General features: G+C 72.9%; 19 protein-coding genes. 2 read left to right on the top strand and 17 right to left on the bottom strand.

What is annotated here, in order from left to right; genetic code table 11:
• Positions 1-9: 9 nt before the first annotated feature.
• Complete coding sequence (locus tag ACFY0P_RS07165) at positions 10-759, top strand: SDR family NAD(P)-dependent oxidoreductase (RefSeq protein WP_388908844.1); 750 nt, start codon at positions 10-12, stop codon at positions 757-759.
• Here ACFY0P_RS07165 and ACFY0P_RS07160 read toward each other — a convergent pair.
• The 17 genes from ACFY0P_RS07160 to ACFY0P_RS07080 all read right to left on the bottom strand — a co-directional run bounded on the left by ACFY0P_RS07160 (position 756) and on the right by ACFY0P_RS07080 (position 15,464).
• Entirely contained in the window at positions 756-1,811 is a 1,056-nt protein-coding gene (locus tag ACFY0P_RS07160) for an MBL fold metallo-hydrolase (protein ID WP_388908254.1), read from the bottom strand. The two genes, ACFY0P_RS07165 and ACFY0P_RS07160, sit on opposite strands and share 4 nt — an antisense overlap.
• Complete coding sequence (locus ACFY0P_RS07155) at positions 1,808-3,370, bottom strand: class I adenylate-forming enzyme family protein (RefSeq protein ID WP_388908252.1); 1,563 nt, start codon at positions 3,368-3,370, stop codon at positions 1,808-1,810. The genes ACFY0P_RS07160 and ACFY0P_RS07155 overlap by 4 nt, the downstream gene beginning before the upstream one ends.
• Positions 3,371-3,433: 63 nt before the next feature.
• Positions 3,434-3,754: an EthD family reductase gene (locus tag ACFY0P_RS07150; protein WP_388908250.1), complete on the bottom strand. Its 321-nt coding sequence runs from the start codon at positions 3,752-3,754 to the stop codon at positions 3,434-3,436.
• 19 nt (positions 3,755-3,773) lie between these two features.
• The gene (locus ACFY0P_RS07145) at positions 3,774-4,157 is read right to left on the bottom strand and encodes a nuclear transport factor 2 family protein (RefSeq protein WP_388908248.1); all 384 of its coding nucleotides are present in this window, start codon (positions 4,155-4,157) and stop codon (positions 3,774-3,776) included.
• Entirely contained in the window at positions 4,154-4,504 is a 351-nt protein-coding gene (locus ACFY0P_RS07140; RefSeq protein WP_388908246.1) for a nuclear transport factor 2 family protein, read from the bottom strand. Before ACFY0P_RS07140 ends, ACFY0P_RS07145 begins: the two co-directional genes overlap by 4 nt.
• Before the next feature lie 100 nt (positions 4,505-4,604).
• A complete protein-coding gene (locus ACFY0P_RS07135) occupies positions 4,605-5,231 on the bottom strand; it encodes a TetR/AcrR family transcriptional regulator (protein ID WP_293990587.1) in 627 nt (208 codons plus the stop codon).
• Between the two features lie 116 nt (positions 5,232-5,347).
• Positions 5,348-6,136, bottom strand: a complete 789-nt coding sequence (locus ACFY0P_RS07130) for an enoyl-CoA hydratase-related protein (RefSeq protein WP_388908244.1) — start codon at positions 6,134-6,136, stop codon at positions 5,348-5,350.
• On the bottom strand, positions 6,133-6,903 hold the full coding sequence (locus ACFY0P_RS07125; protein WP_388908242.1) for an SDR family NAD(P)-dependent oxidoreductase: 771 nt from the start codon (positions 6,901-6,903) through the stop codon (positions 6,133-6,135). The genes ACFY0P_RS07130 and ACFY0P_RS07125 overlap by 4 nt, the downstream gene beginning before the upstream one ends.
• Positions 6,900-7,676 (bottom strand): SDR family oxidoreductase, encoded by a 777-nt coding sequence (locus ACFY0P_RS07120; RefSeq protein ID WP_388908240.1) that lies wholly within the window; start codon positions 7,674-7,676, stop codon positions 6,900-6,902. The genes ACFY0P_RS07125 and ACFY0P_RS07120 overlap by 4 nt, the downstream gene beginning before the upstream one ends.
• Positions 7,673-8,887, bottom strand: a complete 1,215-nt coding sequence (locus ACFY0P_RS07115) for an acyl-CoA dehydrogenase family protein (protein ID WP_388908238.1) — start codon at positions 8,885-8,887, stop codon at positions 7,673-7,675. The genes ACFY0P_RS07120 and ACFY0P_RS07115 overlap by 4 nt, the downstream gene beginning before the upstream one ends.
• Before the next feature lie 12 nt (positions 8,888-8,899).
• Positions 8,900-9,889 carry a phosphotransferase family protein gene (locus ACFY0P_RS07110; protein WP_388908236.1) on the bottom strand — a complete coding sequence of 330 codons (990 nt, stop codon included), beginning with the start codon at positions 9,887-9,889 and terminating at the stop codon, positions 8,900-8,902.
• Complete coding sequence (locus tag ACFY0P_RS07105; protein WP_388908234.1) at positions 9,886-11,097, bottom strand: acyl-CoA dehydrogenase family protein; 1,212 nt, start codon at positions 11,095-11,097, stop codon at positions 9,886-9,888. Before ACFY0P_RS07105 ends, ACFY0P_RS07110 begins: the two co-directional genes overlap by 4 nt.
• Positions 11,098-11,131: 34 nt before the next feature.
• Positions 11,132-12,280, bottom strand: a complete 1,149-nt coding sequence (locus ACFY0P_RS07100) for a thiolase family protein (protein ID WP_388908232.1) — start codon at positions 12,278-12,280, stop codon at positions 11,132-11,134.
• Positions 12,277-12,648: a Zn-ribbon domain-containing OB-fold protein gene (locus ACFY0P_RS07095; RefSeq protein ID WP_388908230.1), complete on the bottom strand. Its 372-nt coding sequence runs from the start codon at positions 12,646-12,648 to the stop codon at positions 12,277-12,279. Before ACFY0P_RS07095 ends, ACFY0P_RS07100 begins: the two co-directional genes overlap by 4 nt.
• Positions 12,633-13,421, bottom strand: coding sequence for an enoyl-CoA hydratase/isomerase family protein (locus ACFY0P_RS07090; RefSeq protein WP_351492692.1), 789 nt, complete (start codon positions 13,419-13,421; stop codon positions 12,633-12,635). Before ACFY0P_RS07090 ends, ACFY0P_RS07095 begins: the two co-directional genes overlap by 16 nt.
• A gap of 91 nt (positions 13,422-13,512) precedes the next feature.
• Positions 13,513-14,646, bottom strand: coding sequence for an acyl-CoA dehydrogenase family protein (locus ACFY0P_RS07085; protein WP_388908228.1), 1,134 nt, complete (start codon positions 14,644-14,646; stop codon positions 13,513-13,515).
• Positions 14,647-14,657: 11 nt separating this feature from the next.
• Positions 14,658-15,464, bottom strand: coding sequence for an SDR family NAD(P)-dependent oxidoreductase (locus tag ACFY0P_RS07080; protein WP_388908226.1), 807 nt, complete (start codon positions 15,462-15,464; stop codon positions 14,658-14,660).
• 58 nt (positions 15,465-15,522) lie between these two features.
• On the opposite strand from ACFY0P_RS07080, the gene ACFY0P_RS07075 reads away from it, so the two are divergent.
• On the top strand, positions 15,523-16,593 hold the full coding sequence (locus tag ACFY0P_RS07075) for an NAD(P)-dependent alcohol dehydrogenase (protein WP_388908224.1): 1,071 nt from the start codon (positions 15,523-15,525) through the stop codon (positions 16,591-16,593).
• The last annotated feature ends 105 nt before the right edge of the window (positions 16,594-16,698 follow it).

The following is a 16,698-nucleotide window of genomic DNA, read 5'->3' as shown; positions in this document are numbered from 1 at the left end:
ACAGACGTGCTGGAGGCGAGGCTGGGCGGCCGGGTGGCCCTGGTGACCGGCGCGACCGGCGGCATCGGCGACGCCGTCGTACGGCGGCTCGCGGCCGAGGGCGCCACGGTGGTGGTGACCGACGTCGACGCGGAGCGCTGCGAGAAGCTCGCCGACGAGGTCGGGGGCGGTGCCCTCGGGCTGGCGCTGGACGTGACCGACGAGTCGGCCTGGGAGGCGGTCGTCGACCGGGTGACCGGTCGGCTCGGCTCCCTGTCCGTGCTGGTGAACAACGCCGGCATCGCCGCGATGCGTACCGTCGAGACGGAGACCCGGGAGTCCTGGGACCAGGTGATCGCGGTCACCCAGACCGGTGTCTGGCTCGGCATGAAGCACGCCGGCGCGGCCATCGGGCGGTCCGGCGGCGGCTCGGTCGTCAACGTCGCGTCGATCTTCGGCACGGTCGGCGGGTTCGGCTCCCAGTTCTCCTACCACGCGGCCAAGGGCGCCGTACGCCTGATGACGAAGAACGCCGCGCTGCACTGGGCGGGGCGAGGCGTCCGGGTCAACTCCCTGCATCCCGGATTCATCGAGACGCCCAGGTCCCGCGAACTGTGGCGGGACACCCCGCGGTTGACCGCGATGCTCGACGGCACACCGCTCGGCCGGCTCGGGACGCCCGAGGAGGTCGCGGCGGCCGTGGCGTTCCTGGCCTCCGACGACGCGAGCTTCATGACCGGCTCGGAGCTGTACGTCGACGGAGGCTGGACGGCACGCTAACCGGCGTGCGCGGTGTAGTGGTCGACGCCGTCGCCCGACCGAGTGCGCCGGACGTGACCGCGGACCGCCAGTACGTCGAGGTGGGCCGCGGTCTCGTTGACCGCGAGCATCTGGTTGAAGGCGTTCAGTTCGGCGAAGGCGACCTTGCGTCGCGTCCACCCCAACTCCCCCGCCACGTCGTGGGCGTTGAGCGTACGGTCGCCGAGGACCGCCAGGGTCTGGGCGAGCCGGTCGTCGTGGTGGGCCAGCAACTCGCCGACCCGGGCGTGCACGCTGTCGCCCACCGGGCCGTGCGCGGGCAGCAGCCGGGCGTCCGCCAGCGTCGTCATCATGCGCAGCGAGTCGAGGTAGTCCGCCAACGGCAGTCCTGCCGGGCCCAGTTCGAAGCCGATGGACGGGGTGATGTGCGGGAGGACGTGATCCCCGGAGAACAGCAGGCCTCGGGCGTGGTCGAGGTAGACGACGTGCCCCCGGGTGTGGCCCGGGGTCGGAACGACCTGCAACCTCGCGTCGCCGAAGCGGAGTTCCTCCGCCTCCAGCCAGCGGTCGGGAGCCTCCCACGCCCCCGGGTCGAAGTCGCCGTGGTCCATCGCGGCCACCCGCTCGGCGAGTTCGCCCGCACCGGACCGCGTCAGCGTCTCCAGCGAACCGGCCGGCTGCGTCGTACGGAGTGCTCCGAGCAGTTCCAGGCCCGGGCGTTCGCCGGAGCCCAGGTAGACCCGGGAACCGAGCAGCCTGCGCAGCGCGACGGCCTGGGTGTAGTGGTCGCGGTGGATGTGGGTGACCAGGATGTGGCTGATCTCGCCGAGGTCGTGGCCGAGGTCGGCGAGCGCGTCCTCCAGCGCCTTGTGGGACTCCGGGACCGACCAGCCCCCGTCGATCAGGACCAGCCCCTCCGCCAGGCCTTCCAGCGCGTACACGTTGACCGCGCGCAGTCCGTCGTCCGGCAGCGGGAGCGGGATGCGGTGGACGCCGGGCCGTACGGTCTCGGCGCCCGCCTCCGCCCACCGGCCGCGGTCGAAGCGGGGGGTGCGGGTCGTGGGGGAGGTCATGCGTCTCCTTGCCGGTGCGATGGGCGGTGCGACGGCCGGTGGGGGTGCGGGGCCGGCTCCGGGGCGAGCCGGGTGTGCAGTTCGTGTGCGAGCCTGCGGGCTCCGGAGCGGTCGAGCTTGCCGACCGTGGTCTGCGGCAACTCGGCCACGGTGAAGGCGAATTCGGGCCACTTGGCCTTGGAAAGACCGGTGTGGTCGAGGTGTGCTGTGATGTCGCCGAGGTCGAGGCCGTCATGGCCGTCCTCCGTGACCACGAGCACGGCGGCGCGTTCGCCGAGCAGCGGGTCCGGCACGGGCACCACACACGCCCGGGCGACACCCGGGTGGGCGGCGACGGCACGTTCGATCTCGGTGATGTCGAGGTTGCGGCCGCCCCGGATGATGACGTCCTTCTCCCGGCCCATGATGGTGACCGTGCCGTCGTCGCCGGTCACCATCAGGTCCCCGGTGGGGAAGAAGCCGTCCGGGGTGAGGGCGGGCGGCTCCACCTTGCCGTCGCGGGCGTACCCCAGGAACAGGGAGGGTCCGCGGACCTCGGCCCGGCCGGTGGTTCCGGGGCCGAGAACGGTGCCGTCGGCGGCGACCGCGCGCAACTCGGTGCCGGGGAAGGGGCGTCCGTCCCGGCCCAGCCGGATCTCCTCCGGGTCGTCGGGCCGAGGGGAGGTGTGCCCCAGGCATTCGGACATGCCGAAGACGCGCAGGATCCGGGTGCCGAGCGAGCGTTCGGCACGGGCGAGGGCGCCGCGGTCCATGGGGCCACCGCCGACGGTGAGGGAGCGGACGCCTTCGAGGACCCGCGATCCGGCGGCCGCCGCGCCCATCTGCAGTGCCATGGTCGGCACGCACATGGTCCACCGGACGCCGTTCGCGGACATCCGGGTCAGTGCCTCCTCGCGGTCCCAGCGGCCGCTCAGGACCAGCGGGCCGCCGAGCATCAGCGCCATGCTCACGCCGAAGCAGTAGGCGGCGGTCGAGGAGAGGGGCACGATGGCGGCCACCGCGTCACCGTCGCGCAGCCCGTTGATCTCCGCGGTGCGGGCGCACGCGTAGCGCAGGGCGCTCTCGGACTGGACCACTCCCTTGGGCCGTCCGGTGGAGCCGGACGTGAGGCCGATGAGCGCGCCGCCGGACCAGCGCGAGACGTCACGCGGGCCGTGACCGACGAGGGCCTGCCAGCCGTCGAGCACCTCGGCGGTCCGCGCACCCACCACACCCGCCCGTGCCTGCCATCCCTCGGCCGCGGACGGCTCGGAGATGACGGTGTCGGGGCGGATGTCCTCCAGGGCCGCCGCGAACTCGGCCCGGGTCGTGTGCCGGTTGACCAGGGCCAGGACGCCACCGGTCATCCCCACGGCGAGGGTGGCGGCGACAGTGCGCCAGGAGTTGTCGGCCTGGAGCAGGACGGTTCCGCCTGGCGGGCCGTCGGGGGCCATGGCGTCGGCCAGTTGGGCCGCGCGCGCCAGCAGGTCGCGCGCTCCGTGCCGGCCCGTGTCGTCGACGACGGCTGTGAAGTCGGCCTTCTCCGCGCGTTGCTGGAACTCCCGCACTGTCTGTCGCATCCGCTGCTTCCTCGCCTCTTCGCGCGAAAGGTGGTGGTGGCTGCCCGGCTCCGACGGGCGTGCTCAGGCCGGGTACATCTCCGTTTCGCCGCCCATGACGGCGATCCTCCGGCCCCGCATGTCCCCGACCTGGGCGACCGCGGCGGCCCATTCGGGGCTGTCCAGTGCCTTGCGCAGGTCCTCGGCGGTGTCGAAGCCCAGGACGGAGACCCCGTCCCAGCCTTCGGAGCGCGGTTCGAGGGCCGTGTCGATGTCGGTGTGCCGCCAGGACCGCAGGCCGGGCAGGGTACGGGTGAGTTCGGCGTGTTCGCCGCGCCACCAGCCGATGAACCGTTCGTGCGTCCACTCGGGCGGCCGGGCGGCCAGCAGGACCAGGTTGTACATCGCGCCCTCCTCGGGTTTCTCAGGTGAACAGCACCTCGGGCGAACGCCCGATCATCAGCCGCCGCAGCCGGCCGGTCTCGTCCAGCCGTGCGCCGGCCACGAAGGTCGCCTCCGGCACCCCCGAGCGCCGCACCTCGCCGAGGAACAGCTCGTCGCGGCCGACGGTGCCCGCCGTGAGCAGGTGGTGGGTGCGCACGCCCACCTCGCGCTGGGCGAGGTAGCCCACCATCTCGGCCCGGCCGCCGTGGAAGTCGGCCGCGCCGCCGCCCCCGGTCGAGAAGAGGATGGAGAACGAGAAGTCGTCGCTGATCAGGTCCAGGATGCGGTCCGCGTCCGCACTGTCGAGGATGGCGAACCAGCGGGTCAGGAACGCTGCGGTGGACTGCGCGGCCGGGGCGGTCACGGCCGGTCCACCAGGTCGAAGTCGGGGGTGAAGAAGGACTGGTAGCGGGCCATCAGCCCGGCGGGCGAGACCTGTACGGCGGAGAGGAACGCCCCCGTGGTCACCCCCTTCTCGACGACGAAGCCGTACGCGGTCTCGACGTCGCCGTCGACCGCGTACCTCTTGATCTCATGGGTACGGTCCACGGCCCGGCGCCCGGCTATGTACGCGGCGAACTCGTCGCGCGAGGACCCGCTGCGCTCACCGCCGGGCAGGGCGATGAGGAAACGGAATCCGGGCTCCACCAACTCCAGGGCCTTCTCCGGATCCTGGCCGTCCATACGGGCCATGTATTCGCGAAGCACCATTGCCGATCGCTCTCCCAACGCCCACCTTGCCGCAACCTGAGTTCAGTTCAGTTTGATCCCAGGACGACCGCCCAGGCAAGAGGCGGGACCGAGCGGGAAGTTATTCGGCGACCATGCGCACCACGCATCCCTCGATCATCTCGCTGATCTCGGAGAGCGGGATGGCCCCGGTCGGCCGGTACCAGCGCCACACGCTGACGATCATGCCGAGCACGGCCAGGCCGAGGGTGTGGGCGTCACGCAGCGGGAAGGCGCCCTTGGACATGCCCCGCATCAGCAGGTTCGTCCAGTCCCGCTCGACCATCTGCACCAGCTGGCGGGCCGCGACCCGCTCGGTCTCCTCCCGCTTGGACTTGCGCGGGTTGGCCAGCAACGACATGTTGGCCTGCAGGATGCGCATCTGGCGGATCTCCTGCTCGGTGACCGCGAAGGCGGAGCGTACTGCCGCGCGCACTTCCTCGACCGGCTCCGTCACGTCCTTCGTGGCCTCGACGAACTGGTCGTGGGAGCGCTGGAGCTCCAGGCGCATGATGGTGAGCAGGCAGTGGGCCTTGGACTCGAAGTAGTGGTAGAGCGCCGTCTGCCCGATGCCGACCCGGTCGGCGACCTCGGACCACTTGGTGCTCTCGTAGCCGTCCTCGCCGAACCGCTCCACCGCGGCCACCAGGATGGCCGCCCGCTTCGACCTGGGCCCCTCCTCCGGATCCACGATCCGCGCCCTTGCCATCGCCTCTCCCTCTGCTCCACGGCCGGTTCCGATCACCGTCCGGTCGTCCGAGAGTAGACCCAAGTTCAGGTCGGCTTCGAATCGACGGGACGCGGGGCCGCGGACGGCCCCGCCCGTCACCGCGCCGCCGCACGCGAGAAGTCCGGCCGCCGCTGGACGCGAAACGCGGCCAGACCCTCCCGCCCCTCCCCCGACACGGCGGCCACGGCCAGCCGGCGGGCCTCCGCGTCGAGCTGCTCGTCCAGCCCGGCCGAGAACGCACCGGCGACCAGCCGCCGAGTGACGCCGTGTGCCTCGGTGGCCCCACGCGCCAGGGTCCGCGCGGCGCCCTCTGCTTCCTCCCGGAGCCGCTCCGGCGCGACGACCCTGCTGACGAGCCCGATCTCCAGCGCCTCCGCGGCCGGCACCCTTCGGTTGGTCAGCAGCAGGTCCAGCGCCCGCTTGGGGCCGACGAGCCGGGGCAGCAGCCAGCTCACCCCGGCGTCCGGCGTGTACCCGATCGCGGTGTACGCCGCCGTGAAGTGGGCATCCGCGGCGGCGAACCCGAGGTCGGCGGCCATGGCCAGCCCGAGTCCGGCCCCGGCTACGGCCCCCTGCACGGCCGCCACCAGCGGCGCGTCGAGGCCGGCGAGGATCCGCAGCGCCCGGTGCAGTGCGTCGGTGACGTCGGTGAGGTGTCCGGCCAGCCGTTCCACAGGCAGGGCACCGAACTCCTTCAGGTCGCCGCCCACACAGAACGAGGGCCCACGTCCGGTGAGCAGCACCGCCCGCACCCGGGCCGCCTCGCACTCCTGTGCCGCCTCCAGCAGTCCCTGGGCCATCGCGAGGTCGATCGCGTTGCCCGAGCCCCGGCACATCCCGACGCGAGCCACCCCGTCGTCGTCGATCTCGACAGTGACCCTCATCGCGCCGTCCACCCCCCGTCCACGGTGAGCACCTGGCCGGTGCAGTACGAGGACGCGTCCGAGGCCAGGTAGAGCAGCGCGCCGTCGAGCTCGCCCGGTGCGCCGCCGCGCCCGAGCATCGTGCCGCGCTCCACCCAGCGCCGGGAGCGCTCGTCGGCGAACAGTCCGTCGGTCATCTCGGAGCGGAACCATCCGGGTGCGAGGGCGTTCACCCGCACCCCGACCCCTCCCCACTGCCCGGCCAGCTCGCGCGTCAGCCCGAGGAGCCCCGCCTTGGAGGCGGCGTAGGCGGCCCCGCCGAGCGGGGCACCGGAGACCAGTCCGAGGACGGAGGAGACGTTGACGACCGATCTCGTACGACCATGGTCGCTCCGTGCCTCGGCGAGCAGCCGGGCGAGGTGGAACGGTGCCACGAGGTTGACGGCCAGGACGCCCGCGAAATCGCCGGGGCTCTCGTCCTGTGCGCGTACGGCGCCGGGTGCCCCCGCGTTGTTGACCAGGACGTCGAGCCGGCCGCCGTGCTCGAAGGCGGTCTCCGCCAGCCGGACGCGGTCCGCCTCCCTCGTCACATCGCAGACGACCGGGTGGATGCGCGGGTCGCCGTCGGCCAGTTCCTTCAGCCGGTCCGGTCGCCGGGCCGCCGCGAACACCGTGGCCCCGGCGGCGGCCAGCACCGTGGCGAAGCGTGCGCCCAGCCCCGACGAGGCCCCGGTGACCACGGCCGTCCGGCCTTCGAGCGAGAACAGGTCCGCGGCCGTGGTGCTCACCCGTCCACCCCGATCGGCAGCGCGGTCGCCCCGCCGTCCAGGACGAGCGTCTGGCCCGTCATCCAGGACGAGGCGCCGGACGCGAGGAACAGGGCCGCGTTCGCCACGTCCTCGACCGTTCCCAGCCTGCGCAGGGGCAGCTTGGCGGTGAGGATCGGCTCCCTCGGCTCCCACACGGCCCGCGCCAGTTCGGTCTTGATCAGGCCGGGCGCGATCGCGTTGACCCTGGCGTGCGGCCCGAGTTCGTAGGCGAGCTGCCGGGTCAGGTGGAGCATCGCCGCCTTGGTGGCGTTGTACCAGCCGATGTGCGGATCGACGACCAGCCCGCCGACGGAGGCGATGTTGACGACGGCTCCCCCGTGCTCGCGCATCCATGCCTGCCAGGCGTGCCGGGTCCAGACGACCATGCCGTACTGATTGACCTCCACGGTCTTCTGGGCGCGTGGCGGGTCGAGGTCGAGGAGGGGGCCCATGTAGGGGTTCGTGGCCGCGTTGTTGACCAGCACGTCGAGCCGCCCGAACCGGCCCGTGGTCTCCTCGACGCACCGCTCGGCGTCCTCCGGCCGGCCCGCGTGGGCGACCACCTCGTGCACCTCGCCGTCGCCCTTGACCCGCAGCAACTCCGCGCGGGCGGCGGCCAGTCCGTCCGGCTTGCGGGCGGCGATCACCACATGGGCACCCGCCTCCCGGTACGCCTTGGCGATGCCGAGCCCGATCCCCCGGGAGCCGCCGGTGATCACGGCCACCCGTCCGTCCAGTGCTTGCACGCTCATGCCGACTCCTCGGGATACCTGGCCAGTTCACGCCGGGCCACGGTGCGCAGGTGCACCTCGTCCGGGCCGTCCGCGATCCGCAGCGCCCGGGTGATGGCGTAGAGGCGGGCCAGGACCGTGTCGTCGCTGACCCCGGCCGCCCCGTGCGCCTGGACCGCCCGGTCGACGACCCGGTGGGCCACCTCCAGCGCGGCCACCTTGATCGCGGCGACCTCGGTACGCGCGGCCTCGTTGCCCGAGGTGTCCATCAGCCACGCCGACTTGAGGACCAGCAGGCGCAGTTGCTCGATCTCGATCCGGCTGCGGGCGATCCACTCACGCACGACACCCTGTTCGGCGAGCGGGCCGCCGAAGGCGGTACGGCTCAGGGCCCGGCGGCACATCAGCTCCAGGGCTCGTTCGGCGAATCCGACCGCCCGCATGGCGTAGTGCATCCGGCCGGGCCCCAGCCGTCCCTGGGCCAGCGCGAACCCCTCGCCCTCGCCACCGAGCAGCGCGGAGACCGGCACCCGCACGTTCTCGAAGAGCACGTCGCCGTGTCCGCAGCGGTCGGTGTAGCCGAACATCGGCAGATCGCGCAGGACGGTGATGCCCGGGGTGTCGCGCGGGATCAGGAGCATGCTCTGCTGACGGTAGGCGGGTGCCCCGGGATCCGAGACCCCCATCAGGATGATCAGCGCGCAGTCCGGATCGAGGATCCCGGAGGTGTACCACTTGTGGCCGTCGACGACGTACGCGTCGCCGTCCCGGGTGATCCGGGTTCGGATGTTGCGTGCGTCGGAACTGGCCACCTCGGGCTCGGTCATGGCGAAACAGGAGCGGATCCGGGCGGCCAGCAGCGGGCGCAGCCAGCGGTCCTGCTGCTCAGGGGTGCCGAAGAGGGCGAGCAGTTCCATGTTGCCGGTGTCGGGGGCCGAGCAGTTGAACACCTCGGGGCCGATGACGGAGCGGCCGGCCAGCTCGGCGAGCGGGGCGTATTCGAGGTTGGTGAGGCCGGCGCCCCAGTCTCCGTGGGCGAGGAAGAGATTCCACAGGCCCTCGGCGCGCGCCTTCTCCTGCAACTCCCGCATGATCGGCGGGAGCTGGTGCGGGTCCTCCGCCCCGGCGAGCTGGCGGTCGTAGACGGGTTCGGCGGGCAGGACGTACTCCGCCATGAACGCGGCCATACGGGAACGGAGTTCGTCGGCCTTGGGCGAGAGTCCGAAATCCATGGGGTGGCTCCTTCAAGGCCGTCGGGGTCGCCGGGGGCTTCCGGCGAGGATGTCGGCGGCCGTGCGGATCATCGCCGCGATGGTCGGGGGCAGCCGCTCCTGGTCGGGGTCGTGGTGCTTGCCCTCGCGGTGCCTGCGCAGGTTGTGCCCCATGATCGCGGCCATCTTGGTGCGGGCCAGGGCCCGGAACCAGTCGAGGGCGGGAGGTTCGGGACGGCCGTCGAGGTAGGCGGTGAGCAGCTCTTCCTCGGTGGGCAGACCGGGGACCGCGCGGCCGAGGTGAGGGAAGTCGCGGTGGTCGGTGAAGAGCAGGAACCACGCGAGGTCGATGCGGGGATCGCCGTACCCCCAGATCTCCCAGTCGACGACGGCCGCCGGCCGCTCGCCGCGGCACAGGACGTTGCCTAGGCGGAAGTCGCCGTGGGTCAGGGTGGCGGCCGTGCTGTCGGGGACGCCCGCGGCCAGGGCGCGCAGGACGTCCTCGGAACCGGGGCGCAGTGAGTCCGGAACCGCTCGCATGGTCCGGCTCCACCGCTCCAGCTCTCCTGCCGCGTCGAGCGGTTCGGCAGCCCCGGGACCCGCCGTTGCGTGCAGGTCCCGCAGCACGCCGGCCAGGGCCAGCATGCGGGTCCGGCACAGTCCGGGAGCCAGGCGGTGCTCGTCGAGGACCGGCTCGACGGCCTCGCCCTCCACGAACTCCATCGCGAACCAGGCGGGTTCGGACTCGTCCACGGCCACGACGGCCGGGACGGGCACCGGCGACCCGGCGAGCGCGCGCAGGATCCGGGCCTGCCGCAGCACGTCGTTGCGGCCGACGGCGCGCTGTCCCGGTGGCACCGCCTTCACGACGTACGGCACCTCTCCCGCCGTGACCGAGTAGGTGAGGCCCGAGTGCCCGCCGGGTAGCGTGCGCAGGTCGCCCGGCGGCTCGTGCGGGTGCCGGGCTGCGAGCCGTTCACGGACCCGCCGTCCGAGTTCGGCCACTTCGGTCGTCGTACTCAACTCCCTGTCCCCTTCGGCTCTTTCGGCAGCCGGAGCACGCGCTCGGCCAGGATGTTGCGCTGGATCTCGTCGCTGCCGCCGGCGATGCGGTAGCCGGGGGCGCCGAGCAGGTGCTCGGTCCAGGCGAAGGTGCCCCACTCCCCCGTGTCGGCGGCCAGCCGGGGTCCGAGGAGCTGCTGGACGAGATCCGTGGTGGCGCGCATGGTCGCGGTGGCGTGGAGCTTGCCGACCGATGCCTCGGCGCCCGGTGGGCGGCCCGCGGCAAGGGCTGCCGTCACCCGCAGCCCGGTGAGCCGTTGGACGAGGCCGCGGACGTACAGGTCGGCCGCCTGCAGCCGCTCTCCGCCGGTGAGCGGGCGGGGCAGCTGCCGGGCGAGGTCCAGGGCGCGCTCGGCGTTGTCCAGGCCGAGGCCGCCGGAGTCGAGGCGTTCGGCGGCGAGCACGGTGAGGGTGACCCGCCAGCCCTCGCCGACCGGGCCGAGCCGGTCGGTGTCGGGCACGAAGACGTCGTCCAGGTAGACCTCGTTGAAGCTGGAGCCGCCGGTCATCTGCCGGATGGGTCGTACGGTCACGCCCGGCGCGTCCATCCGGACCAGGAGGACCGTGATGCCCGCGTGCTTGGGGGCGTCCGCGTCGGTGCGGCACACGGCGACGCCCCAGGTGGCGACGCGCGCGCCGGACGTCCAGACCTTGTGGCCGCGCACCACCCAGCCGTCGCCCTCCCGTACGGCCCGGGTGCGGACGCCGGCCAGGTCGGATCCGGCCTCGGTCTCCGAGAAGAGCTGGCAGGCCAGTTCGTCGGTGCGGAGCATGGGGCGCAGCCAGCGCCGCTTCTGTTCGTCCGTGCCCCAGACGCGGACGGCGGGGGCGACGAGTTGCCGGGTGACCGGGAAGACCTCGGTGCGCCGCGGGACGTCGAAGGCCGCCTCTTCGGCTCGGTACAACTGCTCATAGTACGAGGGCAGTTCGCGGCCCCCGTAGACCAAGGGCCAGTCGAGGGCGCCCCAGCCCTGGTCGTACCGGGTGCGCTCCCACCGCCGTGTCAGGTCGGTGTGGGCGCGCTCTTCCGCTTCGGTCCAGTTCTCGAAGACCGCCACCGAGTCGTCGCCGCGGCCCCGGTCCTGGTGCGCGGCGCGCTCTTTCGCCACGCCGGTCAGCCAGTTCCGGGCCTGGGCGCGGAACTCCGCCGGCTCGGGAATGCCGCTCATGGTCCTCCGACCTCCCTTCTTCTCCTCGACGCGCTCAGCGGGTCAGCACGGTGCAGGCGCTGACGCCCGGCGCCCCGTACACATGGGTGAAGCCGGCCGCCGGATCACCCGGCACCTGGTGCTCGCCGGCCCGGCCGCGCAACTGCTGGACGACCTCGTGGACCTGGCGCAGCCCGGAGGCGCCGATGGGTTCGCCGTTGGCGATGCAGCCGCCGTCGGTGTTGACCGGCAGCGAGCCGCCGATCCCGGTCGCACCGAAGGGGATGAGCGACTCCTGTTCGCCGTGTGCGCAGAAGCCGCACTCGGCCAGGTGCATCACCTCGGCGCCGCTCTCGGTGTCCTGGAGCTGGCACACGTCGATGTCCCCGGGGCCCAACCCTGCTTCCTCGAAGGCCTGTTGGGCGGCGTCCGCGCTCACGCTGGTCGGGGTCCCGGGCGGTGCCCAGGGGCTGAACACCTCGAAGGAGCCGAACCTGCGGGTCCGAACGACGGCCGCCCGGAGCCTGACCGGTGCACCGCCGAGCCCTCGGGCCACGGCGCGGCCGCACAGGAGCAGGGCGACCGCGCCCTGACCGGGTGAGCAGAACATGTACCGGGTCAGCGGGTCGCTGACCATGCCGGACGCGAGGATCTCGTCGGCGTCGAGCGGCTTGCGCCGCCAGGCGTGGGGGTTGAGGGCGCCGTTGGCGTACGCCTTCTGGGCGACCAGGGCGAGGGTGCGGGGAGTGATGCCGTGGTCGTGCATGTACCGCTGGATCTTCATCGCGAAGAACTGGGTGGTGACCATCAGCCCGTCGCGGCCGTAGGCCTCGTCGAGCCCCCAGTCCGCGGGCCGTGGGTCGAAGGCGCCGCGCGGGTGTTTGTCGAAGCCGACGGCGAGGGCGACGTCCGCCGCCCCCGACCGGATGGCGTTGACCGCCGCCACCAGCGCGCTGCCGCCGGTGGCGCAGCCGTTGCGGACGTTGGTGAACGGGACGCCGGTCAGGCCGAGTTCGGAGACCAGTGTGTCGGCGTTGCCGGCCCCATCGCTGCCGCCGTACGCGGCTCGCACCCGCGACCACGGAAGTCCGGCGTCCTGGAGAGCGGCGCGTACGGCCCGCACGGCCAGATCCCGGCCGCTCGCCTCCGTCCGGGCGAAGGAGGTGATCCCGGCACCGCAGACGAACACGTCCTCGCCGTTCATACGACGGCTCCCGCGGCCCTCGGCACCCCGTCCCCCGCCGTGACGGTGACCGGCATGCCGATCTCCGCGTCCTCGGGCGCGATGTCGAGGGCGGCCAGCACCCGTACGCCTTCGGGGAGTTCGACGTATCCGACGGCGAACGGCGTGAACCCGGCGGCGGGCGGGACGTACGGCGGCGACTTGGGCGCGTACCGCTGCACGGTCCAGGTCCACAGCGTGCCCGTGGCGGAGAGCACGACCGGCTCGGCCGGTCCCCCGCAGCGGGGACACCCGGGGCGGGCCGGGTAGGCGGCCACCGCGCACTCGGCGCACCGGGAGCCGCGCAGCCGGCTCCCGGTCTCCGCCGCGGGGCTCAGCGGCCCTTCCACTGCGGTTCCCGCTTCTCCAGGAAGGCCGCCACGCCCTCCGCCGCGTCCTCGGAGTTGAGCATCACGCCGACCGCGAGGTGTTCCATGACCATCAGGGACTGGATGTCCGCGTCGAGACTCCGGTCGATGGTCATCTTGGTGATCCACATGGTGAACGGGCTCTTGTCGACGAGCTGGTCGGCGAACTCCTCGACGGTGGCGTCGAGTTTGTCCGCGGGCGCCGAGGAATTGATCAGCCCGAACTCGGCGGCCTCGACCCCGGTGAGCAGCTTGCCGGTGAGCATGAGCTCCTTGGTCTTGCGGACGCCGATCATGCGCGGCACCCGGTAGATCGGACCCGCTCCGCCGAACAGGGCACGGCGGATGTGGAAGTCCCCGATCAGGGCGTCGTCCGCGGCGATCGCGAAGTCGCAGGAGATCATCAGCTCGAAGCCGCCGGCCGTGACGTGCCCTTCGAGGACGGCGATCGACGGGGTCTTCATCGAGTACAGCCGGTCGCAGACCTTGGCCGACAGCACGGCGACGTCGATGGCGTTGGACCGGCCGACGAAGTCGGCCTTGAGGCTGTCCAGGTCGAACCCGGAGCAGAAGGTGTTGCCGCGCCCGCGCAGCACCAGCACGCGCAGTTCGGGGTCCGCGTCGACCTCGGTGATGATCTCGTCGAGGCGGTTGAGGATCGGCACGGTCACGCAGTTCTTCTTGTGCGGGCGGTTCAGCCAGACCCGCGCCACCTGCCCGTCCCGCTCGAACTGGATCTCGTCTTCGACTGCCATGAGCCCCTCCAAACTGAACTGAATTGAGTTCGATTCTGGGGGCGGTGGATGCCCCTGTCAATGGTCGGGAAGACGGGTCGCCGACGGGCGGTCAGCCGTCGCGGCCGGTGAGGCCGAGCAGTCCGGCCAGGCGCAGAGCATGGTCGTCACCCGTGCCGAACAGCGCCTCGTCGGCCCTGGCGCGGCGCACATAGAGGTGGGCCGGATGCTCCCAGGTGAAGCCGATTCCGCCGTGGAGCTGGACGTATTCGGTGGTGGCCAGACGATACGCGCCGGTACAGGCGACCGCCGCGGCGCTCGCGGCGACGGGCAGCTCCGGCCGTCGCACAGCCAGGCAGGCACGCGCGTACGACGAGGCCGAGCGGGCGCCCTCGACCGCGACGAGGAGATCGGCCAGCCGGTGCTTGATCGCCTGGAAGGATCCGATCACCCTACCGAACTGAGTTCGGTGGGACACGTACTCCAGGGTCGCGTCCAGCGCGTGCGCGCTGCCTCCCACATGTTCGACGGCCAGCGCCACCCGCCCGGCGTCCAGCACGGCGGCTGCGACCGCCGGAGCCTGCCCCGGCTCACCGACCGGATCGGCCGCGGCTCCCGTGAAGCGGACCTGCGCCTGGCGCCGGGTGGAGTCGAGGACGCGCCGAGCCCTGCGACGGCAGGTCGCGGCGTCGGGAACGCAGGCGAACAGCCGCTCCCCGTCCGGGGCACGGGCGGCGATCAGCAGCAGATCGGCGCCCTCACCGTCGGGCACGAAGTCCGCCTCGCCGCGCAGCACCCAGCCGTCGGGGCCACGCTCGGCCGTGACCCGGCCCGGCTGCAGGACCCCCGCGACGGTGGCCGTGCGGGCTCCGGAGGCGATGCCCGGCAGCCAGCGTTCGCAGGCACGCCGGTCTCCGCTGGCCAGCAAGGCCTCCCCGGCCAGCACGACGGTCGGCAGCAGCGGTGCGGGACACAGCACGCGCCCCGTCTCCTCCAGGGCGACGGCGAGCTCGGCGAAGGTGTACCCGGCGCCGCCGTACGCCTCGGGAACGGCGAGGCCGTGCACGCCGATCTCGCCAGCGAGCCGGTCCCACAGCGCCCGGTCGAATCCGCGCGGGCCCGCGGCCTGTTCGCGGACCTGCTCGGGCCCGCAGGAATCGGTGAGCACATCCCGTAGCACCGCTCGCAGCTGGCGCTGCTCCTCGGTCTCCAGCAGCAGCGTGGGATCGACATCGAGCCGGTCCATCCGAACCTCCCTCACACCGTGAACCGTCCACCGTTGGCCAGCAGAACCGCGCCCACGAGATTCGCCGCGTCCTCACTCGCCAGGAACAGGGCGATGTCGGCGATCTCCTCAGGCGTGGCGTACGGCCGCACCCGCGGGTCGGCGAGGCCGCGCCGAAGCGCCGCGGGCGTGCGCGCCGCCATGCCCGTCTCCGTCGGCCCCGGCGCCACCGTGTTGACGCGGACGCCGAACGCGATCGCCTCCTTGGCGACCGCCTGGCTCAGCGCGTGCGCGCCGGCCTTCGACGCCGCGTAGTGCGGATAGCCGGCCAGGGTGTCGAAGGCCGAGGAGGACCCGACGGTGACGACCGCACCGGATCCGCGGGGCACCATGACCCGCAGTGCGGCGCGCAGCACGTGGAAGGTGCCGTCGAGGTTGACCCGCAGCACCCGCCGCCACGCGTCGTCGCCCAGCCTGGTGGTCACCTCGGGCGGCCGGCCGTCGAGCAGCGCCTCGGCGATCCACTCCTTCGCTCCGGGGTCGTCGACACCGGCCGCGTGCACCACCACGTCCAGGCGTCCGTGCGCTCCGGCCGCTTCCGCGAACGCCCGGTCGACCTGTGCGGGGTCCGCGACGTCCATGGTCAGCGCGTGGGCGCCGGGCAGTTCCTTGGTCACGGTCTCGACCGCGGCGCCGTCGACGTCGGCCACGAAGACCTCGGCGCCCTGCCCGGCGAGCCGCCGGGCGGCCGCAGCCCCGATGCCGGAACCCGCACCGGTGACCAGAGCGACGCGTCCGCCGAAGCGTCCCGTCCTCCCGTCACCGCGTTCGTCACCCATAGCGGCCACCTCTCCGTCCATCTACTGAACTGACTTCATTTTTGTTACCGTCTCAGCCATGTCAACAGGCAGAACAAGAGCGGTGCGGCTGACACGCTGGGGCGGGCCGCCCGTCCTCACCGAACTGCCGCGGCCGGTGCCCACGGGCGAGGAAGTACTGGTGCGGGTCGAGGCGGCCGGGCTGTGCCGGTCGGACCTCCATGTGGTCGACAGCACGCCGGGCGGTCTCCCCTACCGGACTCCGTTCACCCTCGGCCACGAGGTCGCCGGCCGGGTGGCGGCGCGGGGCCCGCGGGCCGTGGGTCCGGCGGTCGGCGAGCGCGTGGTCGTGTACGGGCCGTGGGGCTGCGGGCGGTGCGGGAACTGCGCCTCGGGCGCCGAGAATTACTGCGACCGGCGAACGGCTCTCGACCAGGCGCTCACCGGCACCGGGGCGGGACTGGGCCGCGACGGCGGTATGGCCGACACGCTCCTCGTCCCGTCCGGGCGGTTGCTCGTCCCGGTGGGCGACCTGGACGCGGCCCAGGCGGCGCCACTGACCGACGCCGGGCTCACCGCCTACCACGCCGTCACCGGCGTGGGCCGCCCGCTCGACGACGGCGCGAGCGCCGTCGTCGTCCTCGGCGTCGGCGGGCTGGGGCACCTCGCGGTCCAGATCCTGCGGGCGACGACGGCTGTGCGGGTGCTGGCGGTGGACGTGCGGGAGGAGGCGCTTGCCCTGGCCGACGCCTGCGGCGCGCACTTCGCGACGCTGCTGCGGCCCGACACCGCCCAGGTCCTGCGGGCCAGGACGGGCGGGGCCGGAGCGGTGGCCGTGCTCGACTTCGTCGGCAGCCGCTCCAGTCTGGAGCTCGCCGTCGCCGTACTGCGGGCGGGCGGGGAGCTGGTCGTGGTCGGCAGCGGGGGCGGCGAACTGACGGTCCGCAAGCCCGGGGCGCTCCCTCCCGGAACGCGGATCTCGCTGCCCTTCTGGGGAACCGTGCCCGAACTCGAACGGGTCGTCGCCCTGGCCCGCGAGGGGTCCCTGCGCGTGGAGGTCGAACGGCACGCCCTGTCGAGCGCCCTGGAGGCGTTCGACAGGCTGCGCGCGGGCGCCGTGCGCGGGCGCGCCGTCCTCGTTCCCGACTGATTCCCCGCCTGGGTTCCGGCCCGGCCGAAACCGTACCGCCGCAGCGGGCCCACGCCGGCCTCTCGACTACAGAAGTGAGTTCAATTAGCGTCAGACCTCACTCAG

Origin of the sequence: Streptomyces sp. NPDC001714 (assembly GCF_042892755.1) — a bacterium.
In the GTDB taxonomy this organism is placed as follows: domain Bacteria; phylum Actinomycetota; class Actinomycetes; order Streptomycetales; family Streptomycetaceae; genus Streptomyces.
The sequence above is the reverse complement of the archived record's forward strand: the minus strand, read 5'-3'. Positions and strand labels throughout refer to the sequence as shown.

What these genes read in the sequence shown, in the direction of transcription:
- ACFY0P_RS07160 (WP_388908254.1), bottom strand. Translation starts at nt 1,811, where the DNA reads ATGACCTCCCCCACGACCCGCACCCCCCGCTTCGACCGCGGCCGGTGG.
- ACFY0P_RS07135 (WP_293990587.1), bottom strand. Translation starts at nt 5,231, where the DNA reads ATGGCAAGGGCGCGGATCGTGGATCCGGAGGAGGGGCCCAGGTCGAAG.
- ACFY0P_RS07080 (WP_388908226.1), bottom strand. Translation starts at nt 15,464, where the DNA reads ATGGGTGACGAACGCGGTGACGGGAGGACGGGACGCTTCGGCGGACGC.
- ACFY0P_RS07150 (WP_388908250.1), bottom strand. Translation starts at nt 3,754, where the DNA reads ATGTACAACCTGGTCCTGCTGGCCGCCCGGCCGCCCGAGTGGACGCAC.
- ACFY0P_RS07090 (WP_351492692.1), bottom strand. Translation starts at nt 13,421, where the DNA reads ATGGCAGTCGAAGACGAGATCCAGTTCGAGCGGGACGGGCAGGTGGCG.
- ACFY0P_RS07140 (WP_388908246.1), bottom strand. Translation starts at nt 4,504, where the DNA reads ATGGTGCTTCGCGAATACATGGCCCGTATGGACGGCCAGGATCCGGAG.
- ACFY0P_RS07100 (WP_388908232.1), bottom strand. Translation starts at nt 12,280, where the DNA reads ATGAACGGCGAGGACGTGTTCGTCTGCGGTGCCGGGATCACCTCCTTC.
- ACFY0P_RS07120 (WP_388908240.1), bottom strand. Translation starts at nt 7,676, where the DNA reads ATGAGCGTGCAAGCACTGGACGGACGGGTGGCCGTGATCACCGGCGGC.
- ACFY0P_RS07085 (WP_388908228.1), bottom strand. Translation starts at nt 14,646, where the DNA reads ATGGACCGGCTCGATGTCGATCCCACGCTGCTGCTGGAGACCGAGGAG.
- ACFY0P_RS07130 (WP_388908244.1), bottom strand. Translation starts at nt 6,136, where the DNA reads ATGAGGGTCACTGTCGAGATCGACGACGACGGGGTGGCTCGCGTCGGG.
- ACFY0P_RS07075 (WP_388908224.1), top strand. Translation starts at nt 15,523, where the DNA reads ATGTCAACAGGCAGAACAAGAGCGGTGCGGCTGACACGCTGGGGCGGG.
- ACFY0P_RS07105 (WP_388908234.1), bottom strand. Translation starts at nt 11,097, where the DNA reads ATGAGCGGCATTCCCGAGCCGGCGGAGTTCCGCGCCCAGGCCCGGAAC.
- ACFY0P_RS07115 (WP_388908238.1), bottom strand. Translation starts at nt 8,887, where the DNA reads ATGGATTTCGGACTCTCGCCCAAGGCCGACGAACTCCGTTCCCGTATG.
- ACFY0P_RS07155 (WP_388908252.1), bottom strand. Translation starts at nt 3,370, where the DNA reads ATGCGACAGACAGTGCGGGAGTTCCAGCAACGCGCGGAGAAGGCCGAC.